Below are 22,025 nucleotides of genomic sequence, written 5' to 3'. Positions count from 1 at the left end.
GTGGACCTGCTCTGGGCGCTGCTGACCCTGCCGTACGCCCCCGTGCGGGGGCTGACCGCCGTGGTCGGGGTGGTGGCCCGGGAAGCCGAGGCGCGACAGCACAACCCGGTCAACGTCCGGCGTGAGCTGGAGGAGTTGGACGCTGCCGTGGCCGCCGGTGAGCTCAGCGTGGAGGAACGCGATCGGGCCGAGCAGCGGGTGCTGGACCGGCTCACCGGGGGCGCCGGGCGGCGGGCCGGCGGCACGCCGCCCGCCACCGGACGGTCTCGCGGCCCGGGTCGGGAGAGGGGAGTGCGCCATGACCGACGACGCGAGAACCGGCGGTCCTGAGCAGGACGACGAGGAGTACCTGGAACCGGTGTCGGCGGCCGAGGCGGCGCGGGCGGGCCTGCGGCAGCTCGTCGAGTTGACCGGCCGCGAGCCGTCGGTGACCACGTCGCTGGAGGCCACCCAGGACGGCTGGCTGGTCGGGGTCGAGGTGGTCGAGGCACGCCGGATCCCCAACTCGACGGATCTGCTCGGTCTCTACGAGGTGGAGCTGGACGTCGAGGGGAGCCTGCTCGGCTATCGGCGGGTACGGCGCTACCAGCGCGGAAAGGGTGAGGTGGGCTGAGATGACGGTCGGGCAGCCGCCCTCGGTGGTGCAGAACTCGGGTCAGGTCCTGCCCGCCGGGCACGAGCCGGCCAATCTGGGCGACATCCTGGAACGGGTGCTCGACCGGGGCATCGTCATCGCCGGTGACATCCGGGTCAGCCTGCTCGACATCGAGCTGTTGACGTTGAAGCTGCGCCTGGTCATCGCGTCGGTCGACACGGCACGCCAGATCGGCATCGACTGGTGGGAGCACGACCCGTGGCTCAGCTCGCGGGCCCGCCCTCCGGTGGAGCCGGGGCCGCGCGACCCGGAGCAGGTCGAGGCGGAACGGCGTCCCCGGGTCGCGGCCCGGGCCCGCCGCCGCGATGCCGAGCTGAAGGAGTGGGATGAGTTCGACGGCTGAGGTGGCGGCCGAGGAGTCCGCCCCGGCGACCGGGGTGTGGCTGCACGCCGTGGTGCGCGACGTCGAGCCGGCGACGCTGGCGGGGCTCGCCGGGATGGGCGGCGCTCCGGTCCGCGCGGTCGCCGGGGCCGGGCTGGTCGCCGTGGTCAGCCCCGCGCCACTCGACGAGTACGGCGAGGAGCCGCTGCGCCACCACCTGGAGGACCTGGCCTGGTTGGAGCGGGCCGCGCGGGCGCACCACGCCGTGGTGGACGCGCTCGCCCGACAGGGGCCGGTGGTGCCGGCCCGGCTCGCCACCGTGCACACCGACGACGAGCGCGTGGCGACGTCGCTCGCCGCCCGGCGGGCCGAACTGTCCGCCACCCTGATCCGGCTGACCGGACGCGGTGAGTGGGGCGTCAAGGGTTATCTGGTGCCGGGAGCGCCCGTCGAGAGCACGGCCGCCCAGGACGGCGGCGGGGTGGGTACGGCGTACCTGCGCCGCAGACGCGCCCAGTTGACCGCCCGCGACGAGCGACAGCAGGGGGCGAGCGCGGCCGCCGACGCCGTGCACGACGCCCTCTGCGAGGTGGCCGTGGCGGGGCGTCGGCACGCCCCGCAGGACCGGCGGCTCTCCGGGGCGTCCACGCCGATGGCGCTCAACGGCGCGTACCTCGTCGACGTCGCGGCGCTGCGCCGCTTCACCGACCTGGTCGATACCCTCGGGGATCGTCATCCGGGCCTGCGGTTGGAGCTGACCGGCCCGTGGCCGGCGTACTCCTTCGTGGCGGAACGACCGGCCGGTGCCGTCGGGGAGCCACGGTGACCACCGCGCTCGCGCCGAGCAGCGCGGACGATCCGCTGGCGTACCGGCCCGTCGCCCTGGTCGACCTGCTCGACCGGGTGCTCGCCACCGGCGTGGTGATCAGCGGCGACATCACGCTGGCCATCGCCGACGTCGACCTGGTCCGGATCTCGCTGCGCGCGCTGGTGGCGTCGGTCGGCGCGCTGGCGGCGGAGGACGCCGGGTGACCGGCCGGGACGACGCCAACGAGCTGGTCGCGGCGCTCGACGCGTCGTCCTGGCAGCCGCCCCGGGTCACCCCGCTGGACGGCCGGATCTCCGTGGACCGTGACTCGGTCGAACGGGGGCTGGCCAGCCTGGTGCTGACCGTCGTCGAGTTGCTCCGCCAGCTCATGGAACGGCAGGCGCTGCGTCGGGTCGACCTCGGCGACCTCAGCGAGGAGCAGGTCGAACGCATCGGGGTCACGCTGATGGCGTTGGAGGAGCAGATGGCCGGGCTGCGGGAGCACTTCGGCCTGGCCCCCGAGGACCTCAACCTGGACCTCGGCCCGCTCGGCCCGCTGCTACCCACGGACTGACGGTCGGCGGCGACCCCACCGGGGCCACCGCCGACCGTCCGATCAGGCCGGGAGGCGTACGACGTCGTAGTCGACGGTCGGGCCGGGCTCGACGTCGAACCGGCCGTTGACCACGTAGAGCGCCGAGCCGAGCAGGTCGCCGGTGGCCGGCGACCGGAGGGCCGGGCTGGTGATCTCCCGCCGGACCACCCCGGCGGTGCCGTCGGCGTTCAGCTCGACGACCGCGACGACGTTGCTCAGGTTCCGGATCACGTAGAGGGTGCGACCGCGCAGCACCAGCCCGTCCGCCCGGTCCACCGAGTAGCCGCCGAGGTCGACGACCTGGCTGGCGCCGGTGCGCGCGTCGACGCGGACCAGCCGACCGGTCAACATCTGGTCGACCAGCAGGTCCCCGTCGGGAAGCGCCACGATCCCGTTGTTGAACGCGTCTGGTGTGGCGGCCGGGCCGGTGAGCGGCAGTACCCGGGCGGCGGTGGCGGCGGGCAGCCGACCACCCGGAAGCAGCGGTACGACGTACAGCACCGGCCGGGCCGAGTCGGTGAAGTAGACGGCGTGCCGGGTGACCACGAGGTCGTTGACGATGCTGCCCGGCTCGTCGGTGAACCGGTAGTTGGCCAGTTGCCCGCCGGTCGCGCCGTCGTAGACGCTCGCCGTGCCGGCGGAGAAGTCGGCGGTCCACAGCCGGCCCTGCGGGTCGAGCTTGAGACCGGCCTTCTGGAGCCCCGGAGCGCCCGCGATGAACACCGAACCGTGTCCGGTACGGAGGTCGCCCCGCCAGACGGCCCCGTTGCCGACCGAGCCCACGTAGACGGTGGTGCCCCGGCCGATCGTCAGCCCTTCGGGGCTGTACCCGTCGGGCAGCGCGATCCGGGACGGGAACGACGTCCGCGGGTGGGCGTTCCCGGCCGAACCGACCGTGGCGAGGGTTGCCGCCGCCACCAGGGGGACGACGAGAAGAGAGAACAGCCTGCGCAAGAGGGTCACCGCCAGTCGTCGAGTGGATCTCTCCACTGAGGATGTGTCGCCCTCGTAACGCTCCGCGTACCCCGGAAGGTTGGAGTGGCGCCTAGTCCCGCTCGGCGGCGTACGCGGCCAGCCAGGCGACCTGGGCCGGGTCCAGCGACGGGCGGACGCGGTCCCGCGCGGTGGCGACGTGCGCGGCGGTGATGGTGGCGGCGGCCAGCGACTCCCGCATCGCGGCGAGTGCCGCCTCCCGGATCACGGCGGCGCAGTCCGCGGCCGAGAAGCCGTCCAGTTCCGCGCCGAGGGCGGCCAGGTCGACGTCGGATGCCAGCGGCACGTTCCGGGACGCGGCCCGCAGGATCTCCGCGCGGGCCGGACCATCCGGTGGCGGCACGTAGACCAGCCGCCCCAGCCGGCCGGGCCGCAGCAGCGCCGGGTCGACCAGGTCCGGCCGGTTCGTGGCGCCGACGACCACCACGTTGCGCAGCGCCTCCACCCCGTCCAGCTCGGTGAGCAGCGCCGCGACCACCCGATCCGTGGTGCCGCCGTCGGTGGCCTGCCCGCGTACCGGGGCCAACGCGTCGACCTCGTCCAGGAAGATCAGCGTCGGCGCGGCCTCCCGGGCCCGGCGGAACAGCTCGCGGACGGCGCGTTCGCTCTCGCCCACCCACTTGGAGAGCAGTTCCGCGCCCTTGACCGAGAGCACGTTCGCCCGGCCCGACCCGGCGAGCGCGGTGACCAGGTACGTCTTGCCGCAGCCGGGCGGCCCGTAGAGCAGCACGCCGCGCGGTGGCTGCACGCCGAGGCGGGCGAAGGTGTCCGGGTAGGTCAACGGCCACAGCACCGACTCGGTCAACGTCTGCTTGACCTCGTCCAGTCCGCCGACGTCGTCGAGCGTCACCGACGCCAACTCCAACGTCGACGCGGCCATCGTCGTCGGTCGGACCACCTCCAGGGCGGCGGTGAAGTCGGCCATCGACACCGTGGGCGTCGACGCGGACTTCTGCCGCAGCGCCGCGCGTACCCCGGCCTCCCGGACCAGCGCGGCCAGGTCCGCCGCGACGAACCCGGGGGTACGGCCGGCCACCTCGTCCAGCCGTACGTCGTCGGCGAGCGGGACCTGCCGGGTCAGCACCGTGAGCTGTTCGCGGCGCAGGGGCGCGTCGGGCAGCGGCACGCTGATCCGCAACGACAGCAGGTCCGGCGCGCGCAGCGCCACGTCGACGGCCTCCGGCCGGCTGGTGGTGCAGACCACGGCGGCCCCCGCCCGGACGACCTCCGCGAGCACCTGCCGGAACACCGTGGCCAGCGGGCCGGGCTCGTCCGCCGGGGCCAGGGCCTCCACGTCGGTGACCAGCAGCACCGCCGGCCCGCCGGCCCGGGCCCCCGTCGCGGTGGCGCGCAGTCGGTCGGCGGCGGCCTGGTCGGCCAGCGCGACCACCTCGGGCGCCCACAGCGGGTGTACGCGGGCACCCACCCGGGCCGCCACCGCCCGGACCAGCGCCGACTTCCCGGAGCCGGCCGGCCCGGAGAGCAGCACGCCCAGCGAGACGGTGGTGCCCAGCCGACCCAGCACCTCCCGGTGGTGGAAGCCGAGGTCGAGGAGTTCGGTCAACTCGTCCGCCTGGGCGCGCAACCCCGGCAGCTCGTCCACGTCCGGCGCGTCCGCCTCCTCGACGGCGTCGACCGTCCCGGGCTGCCGGGCCGGTGGTGGCGTGCCGCGGGTGGCCGGACCGTGTTCCCAGGCGACCACCGTGTCCATGGTGACCAGCGACCCGGCGGACTCCTCGACGGTGACCACGGTGAGCAGGGTGCTCGTCCAGGCGAAGCCGACGCTGGTGGCGAGGCTGCGCCGGGCCGCCTCGACGAGACCGCGCGTCGACGCGTCCGGCAGCACGTCCTGCGGCAGCAGCGAGACGTCGTCGCCGGCGGTGACCACCTTGCCGAGCAGGGCGAGCCGGAGCATCTCCGGGCTGACCGCCGCGATGACCTCCACCGGCCCGGCCAGGATGACCCGGGCCGCCGGGGTCAGCGGCAGCGGCGAGACGCGCACCGACGCGCCATCCCGTACGCCCAGGTTGCCGAGCGTCAGGTCGTCGGCGTAGAGCAGGGCGCTGCTCGCGCCCGCCCCGGCCGCCGCCACGATTCCCGCGGTCTCCCGGCGACCCGTCAGCCGCACCGGCGAGCCCGGGCGCAGGCCCAGCGCGGTCAGCGCCTCCGGGTGCAGCCGCACGATGCCCCGTCGGGCGTCCAGCGCGGCCGGTCGAAGGCTCGCCGTCAGGGTCAGGTCGGGTGGGGCCACCGCCCGACCGTAGTACCCGTCAGCCGGCCACGTCGTTCAGCGCCGCGGATCCAACTCGTCGAGCAGCGACGGGTCGCGCCGGATCAGCTCCGCCAGGCGGGCCGCCGGGTCCGGCGTCAACCCGTCCGGGCCGGGCGCCCACGCCGGGACGGTCCGCCCGGAGAGCGGCCAGGACGGCGGGGGTTCCAGCGGGGCCACCGGCGGCTCCGGGCCGACCGTCACGTCCGGGCCGTCCCAGGAGACCCGCAACGGGTACGTCCGGCCGTCGTGCTCCACCCGGACGGTCACCGTCAGCCCGGGGTACGCGCCGACGACCTGGCGTACCGCCTCGGTCACCTCCTCGACCGGCCCCCACTCGGCGTCGTCGGCGGGGTCGTGCCGTTCCGCGTGCCGGGCTGGCCCGGCGTTGCGGGCCGGCGCGGTGACGCCCGGCTCGGCGGTCGGGCCCGGCGGTGGCGTGGTGCCGTCCCGGTCGTCGGCCCGCCGGCGCAGCGCCTCCTCGCGCCGGGCCAGCCGGGCCAGCGTCTCGTCCAGGTCGCCCCTCACCAGATCACCCCTTCCCGCCACGGCCGGAGCCGGTCGGCTCAGGCCTTCCTGTCCCGGGTGGCCCGGTCCAACGCGCGGTCCAGGACGACCAGCAGGGCGTCCCGCACCGAGAGTCGGTCCCGGGCGTCGAACTGCACCAGGGGTACGTGGTCGCCGATGGCCAGCGCCCAACGGATCTCGCCGAGTTCCAGTGCCAGTCGCCCGTCGAACGCGTTGACTCCCACCACGAACGGCAGACCGGCCCGCTCGAAGAAGTCGATCGCCGGGAAGCAGTCGTCCAGTCGTGCGCTGTCGACGACCACGAGCGCGCCGAGCGCGCCCCGGGCGAGGTCGTCCCACATGAAGCCGAAGCGGGACTGCCCCGGCGTGCCGAACAGATAGAGCTTCAGGCTGCGGTCGATGGTCACACAACCGAAGTCCATCGCCACCGTGGTCGTGGTCTTGTTCGACCGTACGCCCGGGTCGTCCACGCCGATGCCGGCGCTGGTCATCTCGGCCTCGGTGGTCAGCGGCGCGATCTCCGAGATCGCGCCGACCGTGGTGGTCTTGCCCACCCCGAACCCGCCGGCAACGAGGATCTTGACCGGTACGGGTGGCGCGGCCGACGGACGGCTGGTCGGTCCCGTGTCGGCCGGCGGCCGGTACGGCGGCGGCGGCCCGGTCGGCGGCGGCGCGCTGGCCCGCCCGGACGCTCCAGGAGTGCTCGCGGCCGCGCCGTAGCGGGCGGTGGCGCTGTTGCCGGCGAGACCCCCGATCGGGGCGACCGGCCATTCAGGAGATCGCACGAAGTCCATCAATCACTCGCAGGATGAGGTCGGGGTCGTAGGCGTCGTTGGCGTCGGTGAGGTGCACGTCCAGGTGCCCGGCGGCCCGCAGGTCGCCCACCAGCACCCGGGTCACGCCGAACTGCAGCCGGGCCCGGGCGGAGATCTCGGCCACCGAGATCGGTTCGGCGCAGAGCGCGATGATCGCCTGGAGCTCCGGTGCCAGCAGGCTGACCGGCGTGCCCGTCCAGCGGGCGACGTCGGAGCGGGTCACCTGCGTCTCGAGTCCGATCGCCGGATCAGCGCCGGCCACCCGCCCGGCGGTGAGCACGAACGGCCGCAGACCGGCCGGGCCACTGTCGTCCGGAGCCGGCGTCGGCTCCGGCGCCGCCGACGCGCCGCCCCCACCCGGGTGCGGCGTGCGCAGGTAGGGGCGGATCCGTACCCCGGGCTCCGGGTCCGGATCCTCGCCGGCGACGTCGGGAGTCACTGCTGAACGGCGTTCTTCAGCTCGGCGATCAGGCGCGGGGTGAGCGCGCCGCCGGCCCGGCCGGCGAAGAGCGTCATCTCGTACGCGACGGTGCCCAGGTTCGCCGAGCGGTCGGCGACGACACCCAGCACGGAACCGCTGCTGATGGCGCTGATCAACAGGTATCCGTCGGCCATGTCGACGATCACCCGGTTGAGGCCGCCGAGCGCGTACCAACTGGCCGCGCCCCCGGCGAGGCTGGTCATGCCGGAGACCACGGCGGCCAGGCGCTCCGCGTTGGAGCGGTCCTTGATGGCCGACATGGCCATCAGCAGCCCGTCCGAGGAGACCGCGATCGCCTCCAACACCCCGGCCGTGCTGGAGGTGAAGGAGTCCAGCAGCCAGTTGAACGTGCGGGCCTCGGGGCTGAGGTCCCCGGCGGTGGCCGGCTGGGTCTGGTCGACGTTGTCGTGCAGGAAGGGGCTGGTCACCGTGATGATCCTTCTTCGTTCCGACGATCTGGGCTGACTTCGCGGAGAGCGCGGGCGACGCCCGCCTCGAACTCGGTGATGAGGCTGCGCACCTCGGCCGGGTCGCCGAGCTGCGGGCTGGCTGGTGGGTTGGGCGGTGAGACCGTCAGGTTCGCGCCGGGCACGCGCCGGCTCAGCCGGGGACGGCCCCGGTTGGTGCCGCCGGTGTCCGCCACGGTCGGGCCGAAGCCGCCCGGGGTGGTGGGCAGGTCGACGGTAGCGCCGGAATCCGTCACCGTGGGCCCCGCGCTCGCGGGCGGGTCGGTGACCGTCCGCATCGACCAGTTCCCGCCGGGGCCATCGGCGGGCGGAACGCTCGACTCGGCCCGGCGTACACCGGACTGGAACGCCTCGACCAGCGCGCGGGCGGCGTCCGGGTCGGCGCTGGTGGCGTCGACCGGCCGGGTGGGAGCGGCGGTCGCGGCGAGGCTCGCGCCGGGCACCCGCTGCCGGATCCGGGGGCCGGCGGATGTCCCCGCCGTGGTGGCGCTCTGCGCGACGGCCGCGGGTTGCGGTGTCGTACGGGCGGTCGCGGCGGCGTCCGCCGACTCCCGAGCGCCGAAGGCGTCCCAGGACTCGCCGGACTCCAGGCTGCGGGTGGCCCGGCTGAGCAGGTCCGTGTCGAAGCTGGACGGTGGCACTGCGGCGGCTGCGGCGACGGCCGGCGCGGCGGCGGTGGCCGGCGCCGCGACGGCGCCCCGGGCACGGGCGCCCCGGGTGGAGTCGAGAGCCAGCCGTCGTCCCCGGTCCGGTACGGCGGCCCGGGCGACCGTCGCCCCGGCCCGGTCGGCGCGACGCAGCACCAGTGACGCCTGGGGGATCTCCACCTGAGCGGTCACCCCGCCGCCGACGGTGGCGGCGAGACGCACCTCCCAGCCGTGGCGGCGAGCCAGCCGGCCCACCACGAAGAGGCCGAGCACCTCGGTCGGCGCGAGGTCGAGACGTTCCCGCCGGGTGAGCCGGGCGTTCTCCTCGGCGAGCCGCTGCTCGTTCATGCCGATGCCGTGGTCCACCACGGTGATCCGGGCACCCAGCCCGGACGTCTCGCCGGTCACCACGACCCGGGTGTGCGGCGGGGAGAAGACCGTCGCGTTCTCCATCAGCTCGGCCAGCGCCAGGACGAGGTCGCCGACGATGGCCGGCGCGGCGGCGACACCCGCCGGCACCTGGACGTCGACGCGGGTGTAGTCCTCGATCTCGCCGAGCGCCAATCGCACCACGTCGGCCAGCGGAACCGGCGCCGTGTGCGCGTCGGCGCCGGCCGAGCCGGAGAGCACCACGAGGCTGCCGGCGTTACGCCGCAGCCGGCTGGAGATGTGGTCGAGCCGGTACAGGTGCTCCAACCGGCCCGCGTCGGCCTCCTGCTGCTCCAGCCGGTCGATCAGCGCGAGCTGCCGGCTCACCAGGTTCTGGGTACGCCGTCCGACGTGCCCGAACATCTGCGCCACGTTGCGCCGGCCGGCGATCTGCCGCTCGACCAACTGGGCGGCGGTGTTCTGCACCCGGTCGAACGCCCGGGCCAGGTCACCGATCTCGTCGCTGGAGGAGATGACCACCGGTTGCAACCGGACCGACTGGACGCTCTCCGCCTCGTCGTCGGTGACCCGGACGAGCTCCGCCTCCGCGACCCGGGCGACCCGGTCGGCGGAGCGGGTGAGCTGGGTCAGCGGACGGGCCACCGTACGCGCCACCGCCGCGCTGAGCAGCACCACCAGCGCCAGGATCAGCGCCGCCGCGCCAGCCACCAGGTAGGCGGCGGTGAGCGCGCGCCGCTGGTCGGCCTTCACCTCGGCGAGTACGTCGGCGACGATCTTCTTCTCGACGAACTGGCCGAGCCGGATCATCGTGCGGACGGCCGGGAACAGTGCCTCCATCGGCACGTCGCGGACCGCGCCGGCCGGGTCCCGGGCGCTGGTGATCAGGAAGTCGGGGCTGGTACGCGCGGCCACGGCGGCGTCGTTGAGCTGGGCCACCTTGAGCTGCTCGGGCGTGATCAGGCTGCGGAAGCGCGCGTTGTCGACCTGGAGGGCCGCGATGCACGCCACGTAGCCGGCGGTGGTGTCCGGAGTGCCGATCGCCTTGACGAGGATGCTCAGCGTGGCGCAGGAGCCGATGCCCTCGTCGGCCCGGAGCAGCCCGTCCAGGGCGAGCACCTGGCGGCCGGGCAACGTCTCGGTGTCCACACTGAAGACCAGCCGCAGCGATCCGATCAACTCCCGGTTGACCGGGCCGAAGGCGTCCATCACCTGGCCGGGGTTCGCGCCGCGGGCAAGTACCGCCCTGCGCAGGTCACCCAGCCGGGACACCCCGTTGAGCGCGTGGTCGACCTGCTCGGTCAGCGCGTCGCCGCCGTCGGCCCGAAGGTCGGCCACCCGGTCGTCCACGTCGGCCGCCTTGCGGATCACCTCGGAGCGTTCGACCCGGCCGAGGAGGAAGCCGATCGACAGGATGCGCTCCTGCTGGAGGTCCTGGACGAGGCTGCCGACCCGGCTGGCGAGCCGTACCTGGTCGGTGATGTCGGCGGCGCGTTGGGCGGCGGCCACCCGGTCGAGCACCACGGGCACCGCGAGGCCGACCATGCTCAGCAGGGGAATCACCACGAGCAGCGCGAGCTTCCCGCGGATCCGGAGCTTAGCGAGCAGCATCGAAGGGCCCCCACTGTTCGGCTACCGGCTCGTGGGCCGCGCCCACCGGTTGCAGCGGTCGGAGGTCGGTCGCGGCCGGTGGCTGCCAGGGGTCGCCGGGCGGCGGGGTGGCCGGGGTCGTGGCGTCCGGCGCGGTGGCCCGGCGGCGTGTCCGCCGGTCGGTGGCGATCAGCAGTACGGCGAGCCAGATCAGCACCAGTGCGGCCACCCCGGCCGCACCGGCGGCCAGCCACCGGTCCCGGGCCAACCCGTCGATCCGTTCGGTGAGCAGGGTGTCCAGCTCGCCGAGGATGACGGGCTGAAGCTGCCGGGCGGCGTTGCGCGAGTTGAGCGCGGTGGCGGCCAATTGGCCCTGGTCCACCGTTCCGGAGGCGCTCGGCGTCGAGTACAGGGCCATCGCCTCCACCGACCGCTGGTAGGCGTCGAGCGGGGTCAGCACGTTGGCGCCCAGGTCGGTGCTCTCCGAGTTGTCCACGGCGGAACGCAGGTTGTCGACCACGTCGGTCGCGGGCGCCAGGGCGGCCACCCGCAGGCCGGTCATCTCCATCAGGCTCCGGGGCCGTTCGGCGGCCGGTCGTCGAGCGGCGAGGACACCCAGGTCGGCGAGCCGGCCGGCGCCCACCACCGCCTCGGGCAGCTCCTGGCCGGCGCTGTCCTGAAGGAAGAACGAGTCGGCGCCCGGGTCACGGCCCAGCCCCGAGCTCTCCCGGACCTTGCGGTGCAGGGCGAGCAGCAGGTCGGTGACCTCGCCGTACGCGGTGTAGGCGGCCTCCGGGTCGGCGGGGCTGCGGTCGCGCAGCGCCTCCAGTTTGGCCCGCAGCCCGGCCCACCGTTCCTGCGTGCGCAGTTCTCCGCCGATGCGGGCGTCCACCGCGGCGGCCTGCTCGACGGCGCGGGTCAGGGGCTCGCCCGGGACGGGGCGGCCGGCGACGGCGGTGGTCTGGGCCTCCACCAGTGTCTCGGTGACCGGGGCCAGCGCGCGGAGGTACTCCACGCCGAGTCGCTCCCGGTCGGCCAGGCTCCGATCGTCGCCGGTGTGTCGCCAGGTGGACGCGAAGAGCGTGCCGACCGGCGCGAGCAGCGCGACGAGAAGCAGCAACGGCAGCGATCGGCCGAGCATGGACGTTCGTCGACGGGCCCGCGGCGCGGGGACTGTCATGGTGTGTCTCCTCCGGCGTCGGGCGGGGATCGGCGCGGTGTCGGGTTCGCCGACAAGTCCCGTCCACCGGACCGGAAAACTAATCGAACCCCCAGGCGAGCTGGCCGGTTGCGACGAGTCAGGTTTGCGTCAGTTCGAGCGATGTCACCGTTCGTCAGGGTTCCGGGCACGCTCTGTCCGATTCGATGGTGTGACATGAAGGCATCGAGGGTGATATCCGCGAAAGATCGGAATTCACGGGATCCGAACTCAACTCACTGGCCCGCCACGCCTGATGCTCGGTCGCACTAGACCGGATCACCGATCGGGGCAACCGGACGGACGTACGGCGGATCTCAGCCAACGCTCAGGCTGCGAGCCGTACCGTGTGCCGCATGAGATCGCCGTCGCCGGCCGCGTGGTTCCGGCGTGCCCTGCCCACCCGCCGCCGCGCGATCGCCGCAGCGGCGGTCGTCGTGCTGCTGGCTGCCGCCGTGACCTGGGCGGTGTGGCCGCAGGGATCGGATGTACGCACCCAGAGCGCGATGCTCACCGTCCGCTCCGGACCGTCCGGCGACGCGCCCGTGGACCTGGACACCACCCTGTACCTCCCGTCCGGCGCGTCGTCCGGCCGGAAGGTCCCCGCGGTCCTGCTGGCGCACGGCTTCGGCGGCACGAAGGAGTCGGTGCGCTCGGACGCGGAGGAGTTCGCCGGACGCGGCTACGCGGTGCTCACCTGGACCGCGCGGGGCTTCGGCCGCAGCGGCGGCGAGATCCACCTGGACAACCCGGACTACGAGGTGCGCGACGCCCAGCGGCTGCTGGACTGGCTCGCCGCCCGGCCCGAGGTGCGGACCGACGCCCCCGGCGACCCGAAGGTCGGCGTGGTCGGCGGCTCGTACGGCGGCGGCCTGGCGCTGCTGCTGGCCGCGCAGGACCGCCGGGTGGACGCGATCGTCCCCATGATCACCTGGAACGACCTGTCCCGCGCCTTCCTGCCGGAGAGCACCGGCGGGGCGCCGACCGAGGGCGTGTTCAAGAAGGGCTGGGCCGGCCTCTTCTTCGGCGGCGGGGGCAACGTGGGCAGCGGCCCGGCTGGGCTCGCCGGTACGACCGCCGCCCAGCCGGAAGGAGCGCCGGCGTCCGCCGGCCCACCGAGCCCGGGCCCGGGCTCGGGTCCCGGAACCGCGCCCGGTGGCCTACCGGCCGGTGCCGCCGACCCGTCCTGCGGGCGGTTCGCGGCCGACGTGTGCGCCGCGTACCTGCGCATCGCCACCGCTGGCCGGGCCGACCAGGCGGCCGTCGACCTGCTGCGCCGGTCCAGCCCGGCCGGTGTGCTGGACCGGATCAAGGCGCCCACCCTGTTGGTGCAGGGCGAGGCGGACACGCTCTTTCCGCTCGGCGAGGCGGACGCGAACGCCAGGGGGATCGCCGCCGCCGGCACCCCGGTGCGGGTCGCGTGGTTCACCGGCGGGCACGACGGCGGCAGTGGACCGCGCTCGGACTCCGACCGGGTGAAGTTCCTGACCGTCCAGTGGCTCGACCACTACGTCAAGGGCGAGGGCGACGCCCCCGGCGACGACTTCACCTGGTCCCGGATCGCCGGCTTCGACGCGCTGGACCGGGGCCTGGTCGCCACCGGTTTCCGCCGCGCCGACTACCCCGGCCTCGCCGGCAACGCCCGCCGGGAGGTGGTGGTCGCCGGACCGGCGCAGCCGATCGCGAACCCGCCGAACGGCAACCCGGCCGCCATCTCCTCGATTCCGTTCGCCGGCGGTCTCGCCTCGCTGCTCGACGGGGTGGCCGGCGACGTGCCCGGCCAGCACGCGCGCTTCGAGTCGACGCCGCTGACCGAGGCGGTCGACGTGGCCGGCGCGCCCACCGTGACCGTGCGGGCCGCCTCGCCGACCGGGGAGGCGGTCCTCTTCGTCAAGCTGTACGACGTCGACAAGGACGGCGCGGCGACCCTGCCGAACGGCCTGGTCGCGCCGATCCGCCTCACCGGTCTGCCGCAGCGGGTGCAGGACGCCCGCCCGGTAACGGTGACGCTGCCCGGGATCGTCCGCCGGATCGAGGCGGGGCACCGGCTGCGCCTGGTGGTCGCCAGCTCCGACCAGGCGTACACCACCCCCGCCGCGCCCACCGTCTACACGGTGGCCGCGGACGGCGCGGTCAGCCTGCCCACGGTCGACGGCGAGCCGATCCCCACCGCGGCGACCGTCTGGCGCTGGGTGCTCGCCGGCCTGCTCGCCGCCATCCTGATCGGGCTCGTCGTGGTCGTCGCCGTCGTCCGCCGCCGGCATCGCCGCCAGGACCGCTCGGTGCATCCGGAGTACGCGGACACGCCGCTGGCCGTACGCGCGCTGCGCAAGGAGTACGCGGACGGGTTCGTGGCGGTGTCGAACGTGGACTTCGAGGTACATCCGGGTCAGGTGGTGGGCCTGCTGGGTCCCAACGGCGCGGGCAAGACCACCACCCTGCGGGTGCTGATGGGGCTGACCCAGCCGACCGCCGGGGAGATCTACGTGTTCGGCCGCCGGCTGGTGCCCGGCTCGCCGGTGCTGTCCCGCATCGGCGCGCTGGTGGAGGGGCCGGGATTCCTGCCACACCTCTCCGGCCTGGCGAACCTGCGGGCGTACTGGCGGGCCACCGGGCGCCCGGCCGAGGACGCGCACTTCGACGAGGCGTTGGAGATCGCCGGTCTGGGCGACTCGGTGCACCGGAAAATCAAGAACTACAGCCACGGCATGCGCCAGCGGCTCGCCATCGCCCAGGCCATGCTGGGCCTACCCGAGTTGCTGGTGCTGGACGAGCCGACCGACGGGCTCGACCCGCCGCAGATCGCCGAGATGCGCCGGGTCCTGCAGCGGTACGCCACCGACGGCCGGGCGGTGCTGGTCTCCAGTCACCTGCTGGCCGAGGTGGAGCAGACCTGCACGCACGCCGTGGTGGTCAACAAGGGTCGGATCGTTGCCTCCGGGCCGGTCCAGGAGATCGTGGGCGAGTCGCCGAGCGTGCTGTTCGACGTCACCGATCCGGAGGCGGCGCGGGCGGTGCTGGACCGGCTGCACGGCGTACGGGTGTTGCCGGAGAGCGACGGGCAACTGGTCGTCGACACCAACGGCACGGCCCGCAGCGAGGTGGTGGCGGAGCTGGTGCGCGCCGGCATCGGGGTGGACCGGGTGGTGCCCCGGCGACGGCTGGAAGACGCGTTCCTCGCCCTGGTGGGCGAGAACTCTCGGGGAAGCGGTGACCGGTGATGGCTGTTGTCGACGCGGGCGAGGCCCGGGGTTACCGGCCGTCGGCCACCCTGCCCTTCGCGGCGGAGTTCCGCCGGCAGGCGTCCCGGCGGCGGACCCAACTGGCGCTCGGGTTCATGGTGCTGCTGCCGCTGATCATTCTGATCGCCTTCCAGTTCAACTCCGGCGGCGACGACGACAACGGCAACAACGAGTTCGCGAGCCTTGTCGACCTGGCCACCTCGGGCGGGCTCAACTTCACCCTCTTCTCGATCTTCGTGTCGGCGTCGTTCCTGCTGGTGGTGGTCGTCGCGCTGTTCTGCGGCGACACGGTGGCCAGCGAGGCGAGCTGGGGGAGTCTGCGCTACCTGCTGGCGATCCCGGTGCCCCGGGCACGGCTGTTGACGGTGAAGCTGGTGGTCGCGCTCGCGTACTCGGGACTGGCCCTGGTGTTGTTGGCCGGCACCGCCCTGCTCGCGGGCACCCTGCGCTACGGCTGGTCGCCGCTGCGCAGCACGGTGGCAGCCGAGCTGGAGCCGGGCGAGGGGCTGCTCCGGTTGCTGGCCGTGCTCGGCTACCTGGCGGTCGTACTCCTGGTGGTGGCCGGCCTGGCGTTCCTGCTGTCGGTGACGACGGACGCCGCGCTGGGCGCGGTCGGCGGAGCGGTCCTGCTGTGGATCCTGTCCAGCATCCTGGACCAGATCACCGCCCTGGGCGGGCTGCGGGACTTCCTGCCCACCCACTTCAGCACCGCCTGGCTCGGGTTGCTGTCCACCCCGGTGCAGACCGACGACGTGGTGCGCGGCACCATCTCGGCGATCAGCTACGCGACGCTGTTCTGGGGGTTGGCGTTCTGGCGCTTCACCCGCAAGGACATCACGTCGTAGGCGTCCGCCAGGCGCTGACGCCGATCCGTCCGGTGTTGCCCACGTCGACCGGGCCGTGCGGGTCGACCTCCTCGGCCGGCTGACCGGCGGCGGGCGCCACCGACAGGTACGCCCCGTCGGTGGCGACCACCGTCGAGTCGGTGACCAGGTTGCGCCAGAGGACGCTGGCGATGGCCCGTTCGCCGGGTGCGAGGGTGATCTCGCGGGGCGGCTGGTCGTAGCCCGACGTGATGTCCTTCGCCCCGTTCTGCACCGCCAGGATGATCGGCTTGCGCTGCTCGTCGAGGACCCACACCGTCGGGTACCCGTTCAGGCGGTACGGGCGGTCACCGCAGTTGACAAGCTCCAGGCCGAGGGCGCGCAGCCCCATCGCGGCGTCCCCACCGGTCGACCGGATCCGGACCCCGGATGGCAGGCACTCGGCCACCGGGGCCGTGCTCGCCGACGCGCTCGCGCTGGGAGCGGCTGCGGGAGGTGGGCCGGTCGGGTCCCCGCCCTGCCCGGCGTGATCGCGGGGGACGCAAGCGCTGAGCGCGAGAACCAGCATGGTCGCCGCGCCGACCCGTCGCCCGATGGAATTCCGGAAGATCATCCCGCGATCCTCGCGCACCGAGGTGGCCAGCCGCTGCCCGGCTGTCGTCGCTCGCTCTGGTGCGACCTGCCATCCCCTGCTCAGGCAATGTCGAGCTGCCCCAGATCCGGGGCGTCGCTGCTGGTCGCCGTCCGCCGTCGGAACCTGCCGGGCCGAGCCTCGCACGACTCACCGAGGTGGTCGGTGGGCAGGGCGCAGCGGGCACCGCCGGGCAGTCGGTGGTCGCACCAGACCCGGGTGCGCACGACCTGGCGATCATCCTCGCTCAGCGTCGTCTCGCCGAAGTCGATCGCGGTGACGTGCCCGAGCGAGTCACGCAGCGCCTCGGCCAGCGCCCGCGCGCCGTCGACGCTGGTCAGCGTGGTGGGTAGGTGAACGATCCAGCGTGGCGGTACCTCGTACTCCGTCATGGTTCTCTCCCTGGCTCGGGCGGCGCCGTCCTGGGCCCGGCGTTAGTTGGTCGCTCCGGACAACCCTTCGGTGTACGACGTCAGCGCCTCCACGGCCGCCGTCAGGCTCTCGGCCATCCGGTCGAGCTGTTCGGCGGCCCGGGACCACTGCCCACTCGCTGCCTCGGCGGCCAGGTCGGGCTGGTTGGCGTCGGCGAGCTGCTGGCGAGCCGTGGTGATCCGCGCCGGAAGCTGACCGACCCGCGCGGCGGCGGCACTGAACTGGTCGCGGGCGGTGTCCAGCACCTCGACCAGGTCGCCGATGCTGGGCTGGCCGGTCGTGGTGCGTAGCCGGCTCACACCGTCGCTGAGCTGCCGTTCCGCGTCGCCGGCCAGGTCGAGCGCGTCGTCCCCGCGACGCCGCGCGTGCCGGATCGCCGGATGGGCACAGCCGGCGCTTGTCCGCTCCAGCAGGACGGTCGCGGCGGCCACCGCGAGGTACATCTCGCGCAGCTCGCCGGCCACCTGCTCGACCTCCCAGGCGGCGCTCGCTTCGGTCACGGTCACGGGGGCCTCCTCTCGGATCGATGGGTGCCGGAGCAGCGCGACAACCAGCTCAGATGGGGAACATCCGAGCCGTCCTGCGCGCTGCCCCGGCAGGGGGAACCGCCCAGTGCCTAGCTGGAAGTTCCTCTTCCCAGCTTTACCGGTAATGCCGGTAAAGTCAACGATGCGCTTGAGGTGACTCGCGTCGTCGTGATCAGATGGGCATGCCTAGCTGGGAGTACCTTGCATGCCCACACCACGGAAGTTCGAGCCGCACTACCGGCGGATCATCGCTGACATCAGAAGGCGTATCGCCGACGGCGAGTGGCCGCCTGGGCACAAGCTGCCGTCCACCAAAGAGTTGGCGGACCTGTACAACGTCGGTAGCCAGTCGACGGTGCGGCAAGCCATCACGATCTTGATTGAGACTGGTGAGTTGTACGGCCATCAAGGACTGGGCGTCTTCGTGGCTGAATAACCTCAGCTCGGGACTGCGATACACGTCGATACTCGATACCGTCACCAGGTGTATTTCAACCGAGGGCGGCTTGCCCGATGAGCATCGCCGAGCTGAAGGCGACCCTCGGTGCCGCCATCGAGTCCGCCCGCCAAGGGCGCCGAACCCTCGATCAGGCGATTGCTGAGGCCGAATCAGCGGCCAGCGAAGCGGCCCGAGTCCTCCGAGGCAGTCGGCATGCCGAGGTGACGCGGACTCACGGTGCACTCCTTTCCGCCCAAGCTGAGGTAGAACCGACTCGCCGCCGCTTCGATGCCGTTGCCGAGAAGGTAGGCGACTACCGCTCGCGGCTGGGATGACCAGCGTAGGCGAGGTGGTCGCGCAGCTCGTGGCGATACGAGCAAGCCTCGACAGCGCAGTGGTGAGAGCGTCGCGCGCGCGGGCGGACGCCGAACAGGCGCTCGCGCACCTGGCCGAGGCTCTCCAGGGTGGCACCAATCAACGGCTGGCAGCCGCTGCCGCAGATGCCGAAGTCGCCAGGGACAAAGCAGGTCGCTACGCGCGGCTGCTGGCCGACGCTGCCCGGCACATCAGCGCCTACGTAAACGTCATCGCTCCCGGCGCCGCACCAGTCGACCCGTCAGTCGACGCCTCCACGCCCTCCGGCGAGCGTCTGGTCACCGAGGCCGAAGCCCGCGGCAGCAAAGCCGACATCCTGTGGCGACGGCAGGTCCAGAAGGCGGACGACGCCGAAGACGCCTTGAAGAAGAGCGAGAGTGGCGCGAAGGAGTTCTACAAGTTCCTGAGGCAGGACAATGGCGGCGGATCGAGTACTGGCACTGCCTCGCCGGGACCGGCTCAAGCTTCTCCCCAGATCGACAACCCCGTGACGGCGCTGGTGATGGCGGCCGGTGCGGTGGCGGTCATTGCCAAAGCGATGTGGAACTATGGCCACACTCGACGAGCGAGGAGACGGGACAGCGATGATCAAGTCCGACCTGATCGAGTACGTCCGGACGATGATCCGGAGTGACTACGCTGCCAACGAGTCCGTCGGTGCCCGGCTCGATGCCGAGGGCTGGGACGGCTTCCCACGGTTCCTTGCCGCTCTGTTCTTTGTGGCGGTCGACCGACGATTTGGCGAGACCGCAGACCGGGTCGGAGTGATCAAGTTTGTCGCAGAGTTGCGAGCCCAGTACGAGGGCGGCCCTGAGATCCGGGCCGACGACGCTGAATCATTGATCCTGGCAACCATCGACCCCTCGCTTGACTACACGGTCAGCCCCGAAATGATCGGGCGGATCCAGGCGGCGACGGTCCAGAAGATCTTTACTGAAGAAGGTCTCGTCGACTCCGCGCTAGACACCCTGCTCTTAGAGGCAGCCCACCTCGCATCGCGGGACTAGCGCCTGAGCCCGCGCTCCGCGTGTGATCGGCGCAGACAACCGGCTCGAGATGCTGTAACCCTCATCTACCCGAGGACGCTCATGTAGTTTCGGGCGGCCTGCGAACTGCCCTGGAGCAGCGTCATCGCCTCCACGAGGCGTTGCTTGCCCTGCTCGGCGCGGGCGATCGCTTCGGCCAGCGCTGGATGTCCGGTGCCGGCGGCTACAGCCCGAAGTCTCGCCACGGTCTGCTCGGTTGCCTCGACGGCGGCGCGAATCTGCTGCTGGGTGGCGTTTCCTTGCTCCGCAGCCTGTGCAAGCGCCGCCTTGACTTCCTCGATGCTCGCCATGCGCGCCTCCCGACCTTCGATGCGAAGCGATGTTGCGCCGCGTGTCGGAGCGGACACTATCCGACATCTGCGCGCTGCCGGAGTCCCGGCTGCCAGGTCGAGGCGGCGGCCCCGCGCCCCCTCGGTGGCAGCGCTTGCCCCACTTCCGGGGCAGCTCGACAGGGTGTACGGGTACCCCGCCAGGCGGTACGTTGAGGGCTCGGGAGCGCTCCCAAAGTCGGTGACGACGACTGCGCGGGCGGTCAAAACAGGGCAAATCGCGGCTTCGGCCCCGTACGCTTCAGGTTCTCCCGCCGGGGATTTTCCCACTAGCAAGGAATTTATTAACATCGATGGATTGAGGCCCCACCATGGAAGAGATCTGTTCCCTTCGATGGAGGTCTCCATGAACGTCTCTCGGCTCGGCGGGCCGACCCTGTCCCTCTTCCGCATCGTGATCGGCCTGCTGTTCACGCTGCACGGCCTCGCGTCGGTCTTCGGGTTGTTCGGCGGCAACTCGACGACCGGCAAGGCCATACCGCTCGGCACCTGGCCGGGCTGGTGGGCCGCCCTGATCCAGCTCATCTGCGGCGCGCTGGTGCTGGTCGGACTCTTCGCCCGACCCGCCGCGCTTCTCGCGTCCGGCTCGATGGCGTACGCCTACTTCGTCGTGCACCAGCCGGACGACCTGCTGCCGCTACGCAACGGCGGTGAGCTGGCAGCCCTCTTCTGCTGGTCGTTCCTGCTGGTCGCGACGCTCGGCTCGGGCCCGTGGGCGCTCGACTCGTTGCTCTTCAAGCGGCGTGCCGAGGTGCCGTCGATGGCCGAGCCCAGCCCGGTGAACGCCTGACCGACCCGTAACGCGCGTCGCCGGAGCCTCGGCGTGTCGGCTCCGGCGACGCGTGCGTGGACGGTTCAGGCCGCAGGGCGGGGGGTGAGGACCGCGTCCAGGAGGCCGGGGTAGAGCTTGTCCACCTCATCGCGGCGCAGTCGGACCAGGCGGCTCGTGCCGGCGGCCCGGGTGCGGGTCAGCCCGGCCTCGCGCAGCACCTTGAGGTGGTGGCTGCGGGTCGCCTTCGAGACGCCGAAGTCGAAGCTGCCGCAGGCCGCCTCGCCGCCCTCGGCAAGCGCCCGGATGATCTGTAACCGCACGTCATCGGCGAGCGCGGCCAGTACGGCGGTGACCGGTACGGCGGTCAGGTCGGGTTCGTGCGGCTCCATGTGACCAGTCTAACCCTTGTTCGACAACGATCGAACAACACCCTAAGGTCGGTGTCGTTGGTTCGAAGATACTCGAACATTGGAGCTGACGATGCGATCCCGCGCCGCCGCCTACCCGTTGCTCGCCGCGCTCGCCTGGGGTGCGATGTTCCCGATCCTGGCCACCGCGCTGGCGAGGGTCGACCCGCTCAACCTGACCACCGCCCGCTATCTGTTCGCCGCCGTCATCCTGGTCGGCATCCTGCTGCTCCGCGAGGGGTCTGCCGCGCTGCGCCTCGGCGGTCGGGGAGTCGAGGTGGTGGTGCTGGGTGTCGTCGGCTTCGCCGGCTTCAACCTGCTCACCAACCTGGCGCTCGAACACGCCGCCCCGCAGCAGATCTCCCTGTTCGTCGCGACCACCCCGATCATCACCCAACTGGTCCGGTGGGCCCGGGACGGCGTACGGCCGAAGCCTCTCCTGCTGGTCCTCTCCCTGGTGGCGCTCCTCGGCGTCGGCCTGGTGATCACGCGCGGGAGCCTGGCCGGGCTCGGCCAGTTCGGTCTCGGCGGCCTCATGATGATCGGCGCGGTGCTCGGCTGGGCCATCTACACCCACGGCGCGACCCGGTTCGGCGCCTGGTCACCGCTGCGCTTCACCACGCTGACCGCGCTCGCCGGCACGGCCGCCATGCTGGTCGCCAGCATCGGCGCCGACGCCGTCGGGTGGCAGCACGCGCCGGCCGCCGCCGACCTGGTGGCGGTCACCCCACAACTGGCGTACGCCGTGCTCGTCGCCGCCGTCGTCGCGGTGCTGGCCTGGAACACCGGTGTGCAGCGGCTGGGCGCGGCCAACGCCGCCCTGTTCATGAACCTCGTCCCGGTGACCACGTTCGTCGTGCAGATCGCCCGTGGCTACCGACCGGAGGGGGTCGAACTGGCCGGCGCGGCGATCACCATCGCCGCCCTGGTCGCCGCGAACCTCGCGGCGCGCACCCGGCCCCGGCCCTCGTCGCCGCCCCGGGCGACGGCTGTCACCGATCCCGTGGCAGTGGTCGACCAGGTGGCGGTGGCCGCCCGCTGACCCACTGGCTGGGATGCCCGGTGGAGGCGCCGGGCAACGTTGCCTAGACTCGACGGCACAACTGCATACCTCATCCAGAGGGGCTGAGGGATACGGCCCGACGACGCCCCGGCAACCACCCCGCGCGCTCACCGCTGAGCGACCCGCGGGGCAGGTGCCAATTCCGTCCCCGCCGCACCGTGCGATGCGGGGAAAGATGAGAGG

At 72.9% G+C, this 22,025-nt stretch carries 25 protein-coding genes, 1 pseudogene and 1 riboswitch; of the genes and pseudogenes, 13 read left to right on the top strand and 13 right to left on the bottom strand.

What is annotated here, in order from left to right; all coding sequences use genetic code 11:
* The 6 genes and pseudogenes from ACIA3K_RS08955 to ACIA3K_RS08930 all read left to right on the top strand — a co-directional run bounded on the left by ACIA3K_RS08955 (position 1) and on the right by ACIA3K_RS08930 (position 2,359).
* The gene (locus tag ACIA3K_RS08955) at positions 1–330 is read left to right on the top strand and encodes a gas vesicle protein GvpG (RefSeq protein ID WP_396800031.1); all 330 of its coding nucleotides are present in this window, start codon (positions 1–3) and stop codon (positions 328–330) included.
* On the top strand, positions 299–613 hold the full coding sequence (locus ACIA3K_RS08950; protein WP_396800029.1) for a gas vesicle protein: 315 nt from the start codon (positions 299–301) through the stop codon (positions 611–613). Before ACIA3K_RS08955 ends, ACIA3K_RS08950 begins: the two co-directional genes overlap by 32 nt.
* A 49-nt stretch (positions 614–662) precedes the next feature.
* Positions 663–815: pseudogene (gene gvpJ / locus ACIA3K_RS08945) on the top strand (gas vesicle protein GvpJ); the annotation flags it as partial.
* A gap of 166 nt (positions 816–981) precedes the next feature.
* Entirely contained in the window at positions 982–1,803 is an 822-nt protein-coding gene (locus tag ACIA3K_RS08940; protein WP_396800028.1) for a GvpL/GvpF family gas vesicle protein, read from the top strand.
* Positions 1,800–2,009 carry a gas vesicle protein gene (locus ACIA3K_RS08935; protein ID WP_396800027.1) on the top strand — a complete coding sequence of 70 codons (210 nt, stop codon included), beginning with the start codon at positions 1,800–1,802 and terminating at the stop codon, positions 2,007–2,009. Before ACIA3K_RS08940 ends, ACIA3K_RS08935 begins: the two co-directional genes overlap by 4 nt.
* Entirely contained in the window at positions 2,006–2,359 is a 354-nt protein-coding gene (locus tag ACIA3K_RS08930) for a gas vesicle protein K (RefSeq protein WP_396800025.1), read from the top strand. The genes ACIA3K_RS08935 and ACIA3K_RS08930 overlap by 4 nt, the downstream gene beginning before the upstream one ends.
* A 42-nt stretch (positions 2,360–2,401) precedes the next feature.
* Here the strand turns inward: ACIA3K_RS08930 and ACIA3K_RS08925 are convergent, their stop codons facing one another.
* The 8 genes from ACIA3K_RS08925 to ACIA3K_RS08890 all read right to left on the bottom strand — a co-directional run bounded on the left by ACIA3K_RS08925 (position 2,402) and on the right by ACIA3K_RS08890 (position 11,737).
* Positions 2,402–3,343, bottom strand: coding sequence for a superoxide dismutase (locus tag ACIA3K_RS08925; RefSeq protein ID WP_396800023.1), 942 nt, complete (start codon positions 3,341–3,343; stop codon positions 2,402–2,404).
* Positions 3,344–3,425: 82 nt separating this feature from the next.
* Positions 3,426–5,624: an AAA family ATPase gene (locus ACIA3K_RS08920; RefSeq protein WP_396800021.1), complete on the bottom strand. Its 2,199-nt coding sequence runs from the start codon at positions 5,622–5,624 to the stop codon at positions 3,426–3,428.
* A 36-nt stretch (positions 5,625–5,660) separates the two neighbouring features.
* Positions 5,661–6,170: a hypothetical protein gene (locus ACIA3K_RS08915; RefSeq protein ID WP_396800020.1), complete on the bottom strand. Its 510-nt coding sequence runs from the start codon at positions 6,168–6,170 to the stop codon at positions 5,661–5,663.
* 38 nt (positions 6,171–6,208) lie between these two features.
* Positions 6,209–6,964 carry a GTP-binding protein gene (locus ACIA3K_RS08910; RefSeq protein WP_396800019.1) on the bottom strand — a complete coding sequence of 252 codons (756 nt, stop codon included), beginning with the start codon at positions 6,962–6,964 and terminating at the stop codon, positions 6,209–6,211.
* Entirely contained in the window at positions 6,942–7,424 is a 483-nt protein-coding gene (locus ACIA3K_RS08905) for a DUF742 domain-containing protein (protein WP_396800018.1), read from the bottom strand. Before ACIA3K_RS08905 ends, ACIA3K_RS08910 begins: the two co-directional genes overlap by 23 nt.
* Positions 7,421–7,894 carry a roadblock/LC7 domain-containing protein gene (locus tag ACIA3K_RS08900; protein WP_396800016.1) on the bottom strand — a complete coding sequence of 158 codons (474 nt, stop codon included), beginning with the start codon at positions 7,892–7,894 and terminating at the stop codon, positions 7,421–7,423. Before ACIA3K_RS08900 ends, ACIA3K_RS08905 begins: the two co-directional genes overlap by 4 nt.
* A complete protein-coding gene (locus ACIA3K_RS08895) occupies positions 7,891–10,578 on the bottom strand; it encodes a nitrate- and nitrite sensing domain-containing protein (RefSeq protein WP_396800015.1) in 2,688 nt (895 codons plus the stop codon). Before ACIA3K_RS08895 ends, ACIA3K_RS08900 begins: the two co-directional genes overlap by 4 nt.
* Positions 10,565–11,737 (bottom strand): hypothetical protein, encoded by a 1,173-nt coding sequence (locus ACIA3K_RS08890; RefSeq protein WP_396800013.1) that lies wholly within the window; start codon positions 11,735–11,737, stop codon positions 10,565–10,567. Before ACIA3K_RS08890 ends, ACIA3K_RS08895 begins: the two co-directional genes overlap by 14 nt.
* 374 nt (positions 11,738–12,111) lie before the next feature.
* On the opposite strand from ACIA3K_RS08890, the gene ACIA3K_RS08885 reads away from it, so the two are divergent.
* The gene (locus ACIA3K_RS08885) at positions 12,112–14,976 is read left to right on the top strand and encodes an alpha/beta fold hydrolase (RefSeq protein ID WP_396800011.1); all 2,865 of its coding nucleotides are present in this window, start codon (positions 12,112–12,114) and stop codon (positions 14,974–14,976) included.
* Entirely contained in the window at positions 14,976–15,842 is an 867-nt protein-coding gene (locus tag ACIA3K_RS08880; RefSeq protein ID WP_355050919.1) for an ABC transporter permease subunit, read from the top strand. Before ACIA3K_RS08885 ends, ACIA3K_RS08880 begins: the two co-directional genes overlap by 1 nt.
* On the opposite strand, the gene ACIA3K_RS08875 is transcribed toward ACIA3K_RS08880, so the two are convergent.
* The 3 genes from ACIA3K_RS08875 to ACIA3K_RS08865 all read right to left on the bottom strand — a co-directional run bounded on the left by ACIA3K_RS08875 (position 15,832) and on the right by ACIA3K_RS08865 (position 17,390).
* Complete coding sequence (locus ACIA3K_RS08875; protein WP_396800010.1) at positions 15,832–16,434, bottom strand: DUF4232 domain-containing protein; 603 nt, start codon at positions 16,432–16,434, stop codon at positions 15,832–15,834. The two genes, ACIA3K_RS08880 and ACIA3K_RS08875, sit on opposite strands and share 11 nt — an antisense overlap.
* 80 nt (positions 16,435–16,514) lie before the next feature.
* The gene (locus ACIA3K_RS08870; RefSeq protein ID WP_396800009.1) at positions 16,515–16,844 is read right to left on the bottom strand and encodes a hypothetical protein; all 330 of its coding nucleotides are present in this window, start codon (positions 16,842–16,844) and stop codon (positions 16,515–16,517) included.
* A gap of 42 nt (positions 16,845–16,886) precedes the next feature.
* Positions 16,887–17,390: a hypothetical protein gene (locus ACIA3K_RS08865; protein WP_396800008.1), complete on the bottom strand. Its 504-nt coding sequence runs from the start codon at positions 17,388–17,390 to the stop codon at positions 16,887–16,889.
* Between the two features lie 226 nt (positions 17,391–17,616).
* Here ACIA3K_RS08865 and ACIA3K_RS08860 point away from each other — a divergent pair, with 226 nt between their 5' ends.
* From ACIA3K_RS08860 to ACIA3K_RS08850, 3 genes are all read left to right on the top strand, one after another.
* A complete protein-coding gene (locus ACIA3K_RS08860; RefSeq protein ID WP_357128894.1) occupies positions 17,617–17,847 on the top strand; it encodes a winged helix-turn-helix domain-containing protein in 231 nt (76 codons plus the stop codon).
* A gap of 352 nt (positions 17,848–18,199) precedes the next feature.
* Complete coding sequence (locus ACIA3K_RS08855; protein ID WP_396800006.1) at positions 18,200–18,859, top strand: hypothetical protein; 660 nt, start codon at positions 18,200–18,202, stop codon at positions 18,857–18,859.
* Entirely contained in the window at positions 18,810–19,232 is a 423-nt protein-coding gene (locus ACIA3K_RS08850) for a hypothetical protein (protein ID WP_396800005.1), read from the top strand. The genes ACIA3K_RS08855 and ACIA3K_RS08850 overlap by 50 nt, the downstream gene beginning before the upstream one ends.
* A gap of 65 nt (positions 19,233–19,297) precedes the next feature.
* Here the strand turns inward: ACIA3K_RS08850 and ACIA3K_RS08845 are convergent, their stop codons facing one another.
* Positions 19,298–19,561: a hypothetical protein gene (locus ACIA3K_RS08845; RefSeq protein WP_355050909.1), complete on the bottom strand. Its 264-nt coding sequence runs from the start codon at positions 19,559–19,561 to the stop codon at positions 19,298–19,300.
* Positions 19,562–19,946: 385 nt separating this feature from the next.
* Between ACIA3K_RS08845 and ACIA3K_RS08840 the strand changes: the two genes are divergently transcribed.
* Entirely contained in the window at positions 19,947–20,390 is a 444-nt protein-coding gene (locus ACIA3K_RS08840; RefSeq protein ID WP_396800002.1) for a DoxX family protein, read from the top strand.
* Between the two features lie 65 nt (positions 20,391–20,455).
* On the opposite strand, the gene ACIA3K_RS08835 is transcribed toward ACIA3K_RS08840, so the two are convergent.
* Positions 20,456–20,761 (bottom strand): ArsR/SmtB family transcription factor, encoded by a 306-nt coding sequence (locus tag ACIA3K_RS08835; RefSeq protein WP_396800000.1) that lies wholly within the window; start codon positions 20,759–20,761, stop codon positions 20,456–20,458.
* A 91-nt stretch (positions 20,762–20,852) separates the two neighbouring features.
* Here ACIA3K_RS08835 and ACIA3K_RS08830 point away from each other — a divergent pair, with 91 nt between their 5' ends.
* Entirely contained in the window at positions 20,853–21,821 is a 969-nt protein-coding gene (locus tag ACIA3K_RS08830) for a DMT family transporter (RefSeq protein ID WP_396799999.1), read from the top strand.
* 67 nt (positions 21,822–21,888) lie between these two features.
* Positions 21,889–22,024, top strand: a riboswitch (SAM riboswitch).
* Position 22,025 lies beyond the last annotated feature (1 nt).

Origin of the sequence: Micromonospora sp. NPDC051543 (genome assembly GCF_044454415.1) — a bacterium.
Taxonomy (GTDB): domain Bacteria; phylum Actinomycetota; class Actinomycetes; order Mycobacteriales; family Micromonosporaceae; genus Micromonospora.
This window is presented reverse-complemented; position numbering and strand designations above follow the sequence as displayed.

Excerpts from the sequence above, each read along its gene's own strand:
- ACIA3K_RS08910 (WP_396800019.1), bottom strand. The coding sequence starts at position 6,964 with ATGGACTTCGTGCGATCTCCTGAATGGCCGGTCGCCCCGATCGGGGGT.
- ACIA3K_RS08890 (WP_396800013.1), bottom strand. The coding sequence starts at position 11,737 with ATGACAGTCCCCGCGCCGCGGGCCCGTCGACGAACGTCCATGCTCGGC.
- ACIA3K_RS08940 (WP_396800028.1), top strand. The coding sequence starts at position 982 with ATGAGTTCGACGGCTGAGGTGGCGGCCGAGGAGTCCGCCCCGGCGACC.
- ACIA3K_RS08840 (WP_396800002.1), top strand. The coding sequence starts at position 19,947 with ATGAACGTCTCTCGGCTCGGCGGGCCGACCCTGTCCCTCTTCCGCATC.
- ACIA3K_RS08880 (WP_355050919.1), top strand. The coding sequence starts at position 14,976 with ATGGCTGTTGTCGACGCGGGCGAGGCCCGGGGTTACCGGCCGTCGGCC.
- ACIA3K_RS08845 (WP_355050909.1), bottom strand. The coding sequence starts at position 19,561 with ATGGCGAGCATCGAGGAAGTCAAGGCGGCGCTTGCACAGGCTGCGGAG.
- ACIA3K_RS08875 (WP_396800010.1), bottom strand. The coding sequence starts at position 16,434 with ATGATCTTCCGGAATTCCATCGGGCGACGGGTCGGCGCGGCGACCATG.
- ACIA3K_RS08860 (WP_357128894.1), top strand. The coding sequence starts at position 17,617 with ATGCCCACACCACGGAAGTTCGAGCCGCACTACCGGCGGATCATCGCT.
- ACIA3K_RS08850 (WP_396800005.1), top strand. The coding sequence starts at position 18,810 with ATGATCAAGTCCGACCTGATCGAGTACGTCCGGACGATGATCCGGAGT.
- ACIA3K_RS08830 (WP_396799999.1), top strand. The coding sequence starts at position 20,853 with ATGCGATCCCGCGCCGCCGCCTACCCGTTGCTCGCCGCGCTCGCCTGG.
- ACIA3K_RS08895 (WP_396800015.1), bottom strand. The coding sequence starts at position 10,578 with ATGCTGCTCGCTAAGCTCCGGATCCGCGGGAAGCTCGCGCTGCTCGTG.
- ACIA3K_RS08835 (WP_396800000.1), bottom strand. The coding sequence starts at position 20,761 with ATGGAGCCGCACGAACCCGACCTGACCGCCGTACCGGTCACCGCCGTA.
- ACIA3K_RS08870 (WP_396800009.1), bottom strand. The coding sequence starts at position 16,844 with ATGACGGAGTACGAGGTACCGCCACGCTGGATCGTTCACCTACCCACC.
- ACIA3K_RS08885 (WP_396800011.1), top strand. The coding sequence starts at position 12,112 with ATGAGATCGCCGTCGCCGGCCGCGTGGTTCCGGCGTGCCCTGCCCACC.
- ACIA3K_RS08950 (WP_396800029.1), top strand. The coding sequence starts at position 299 with ATGACCGACGACGCGAGAACCGGCGGTCCTGAGCAGGACGACGAGGAG.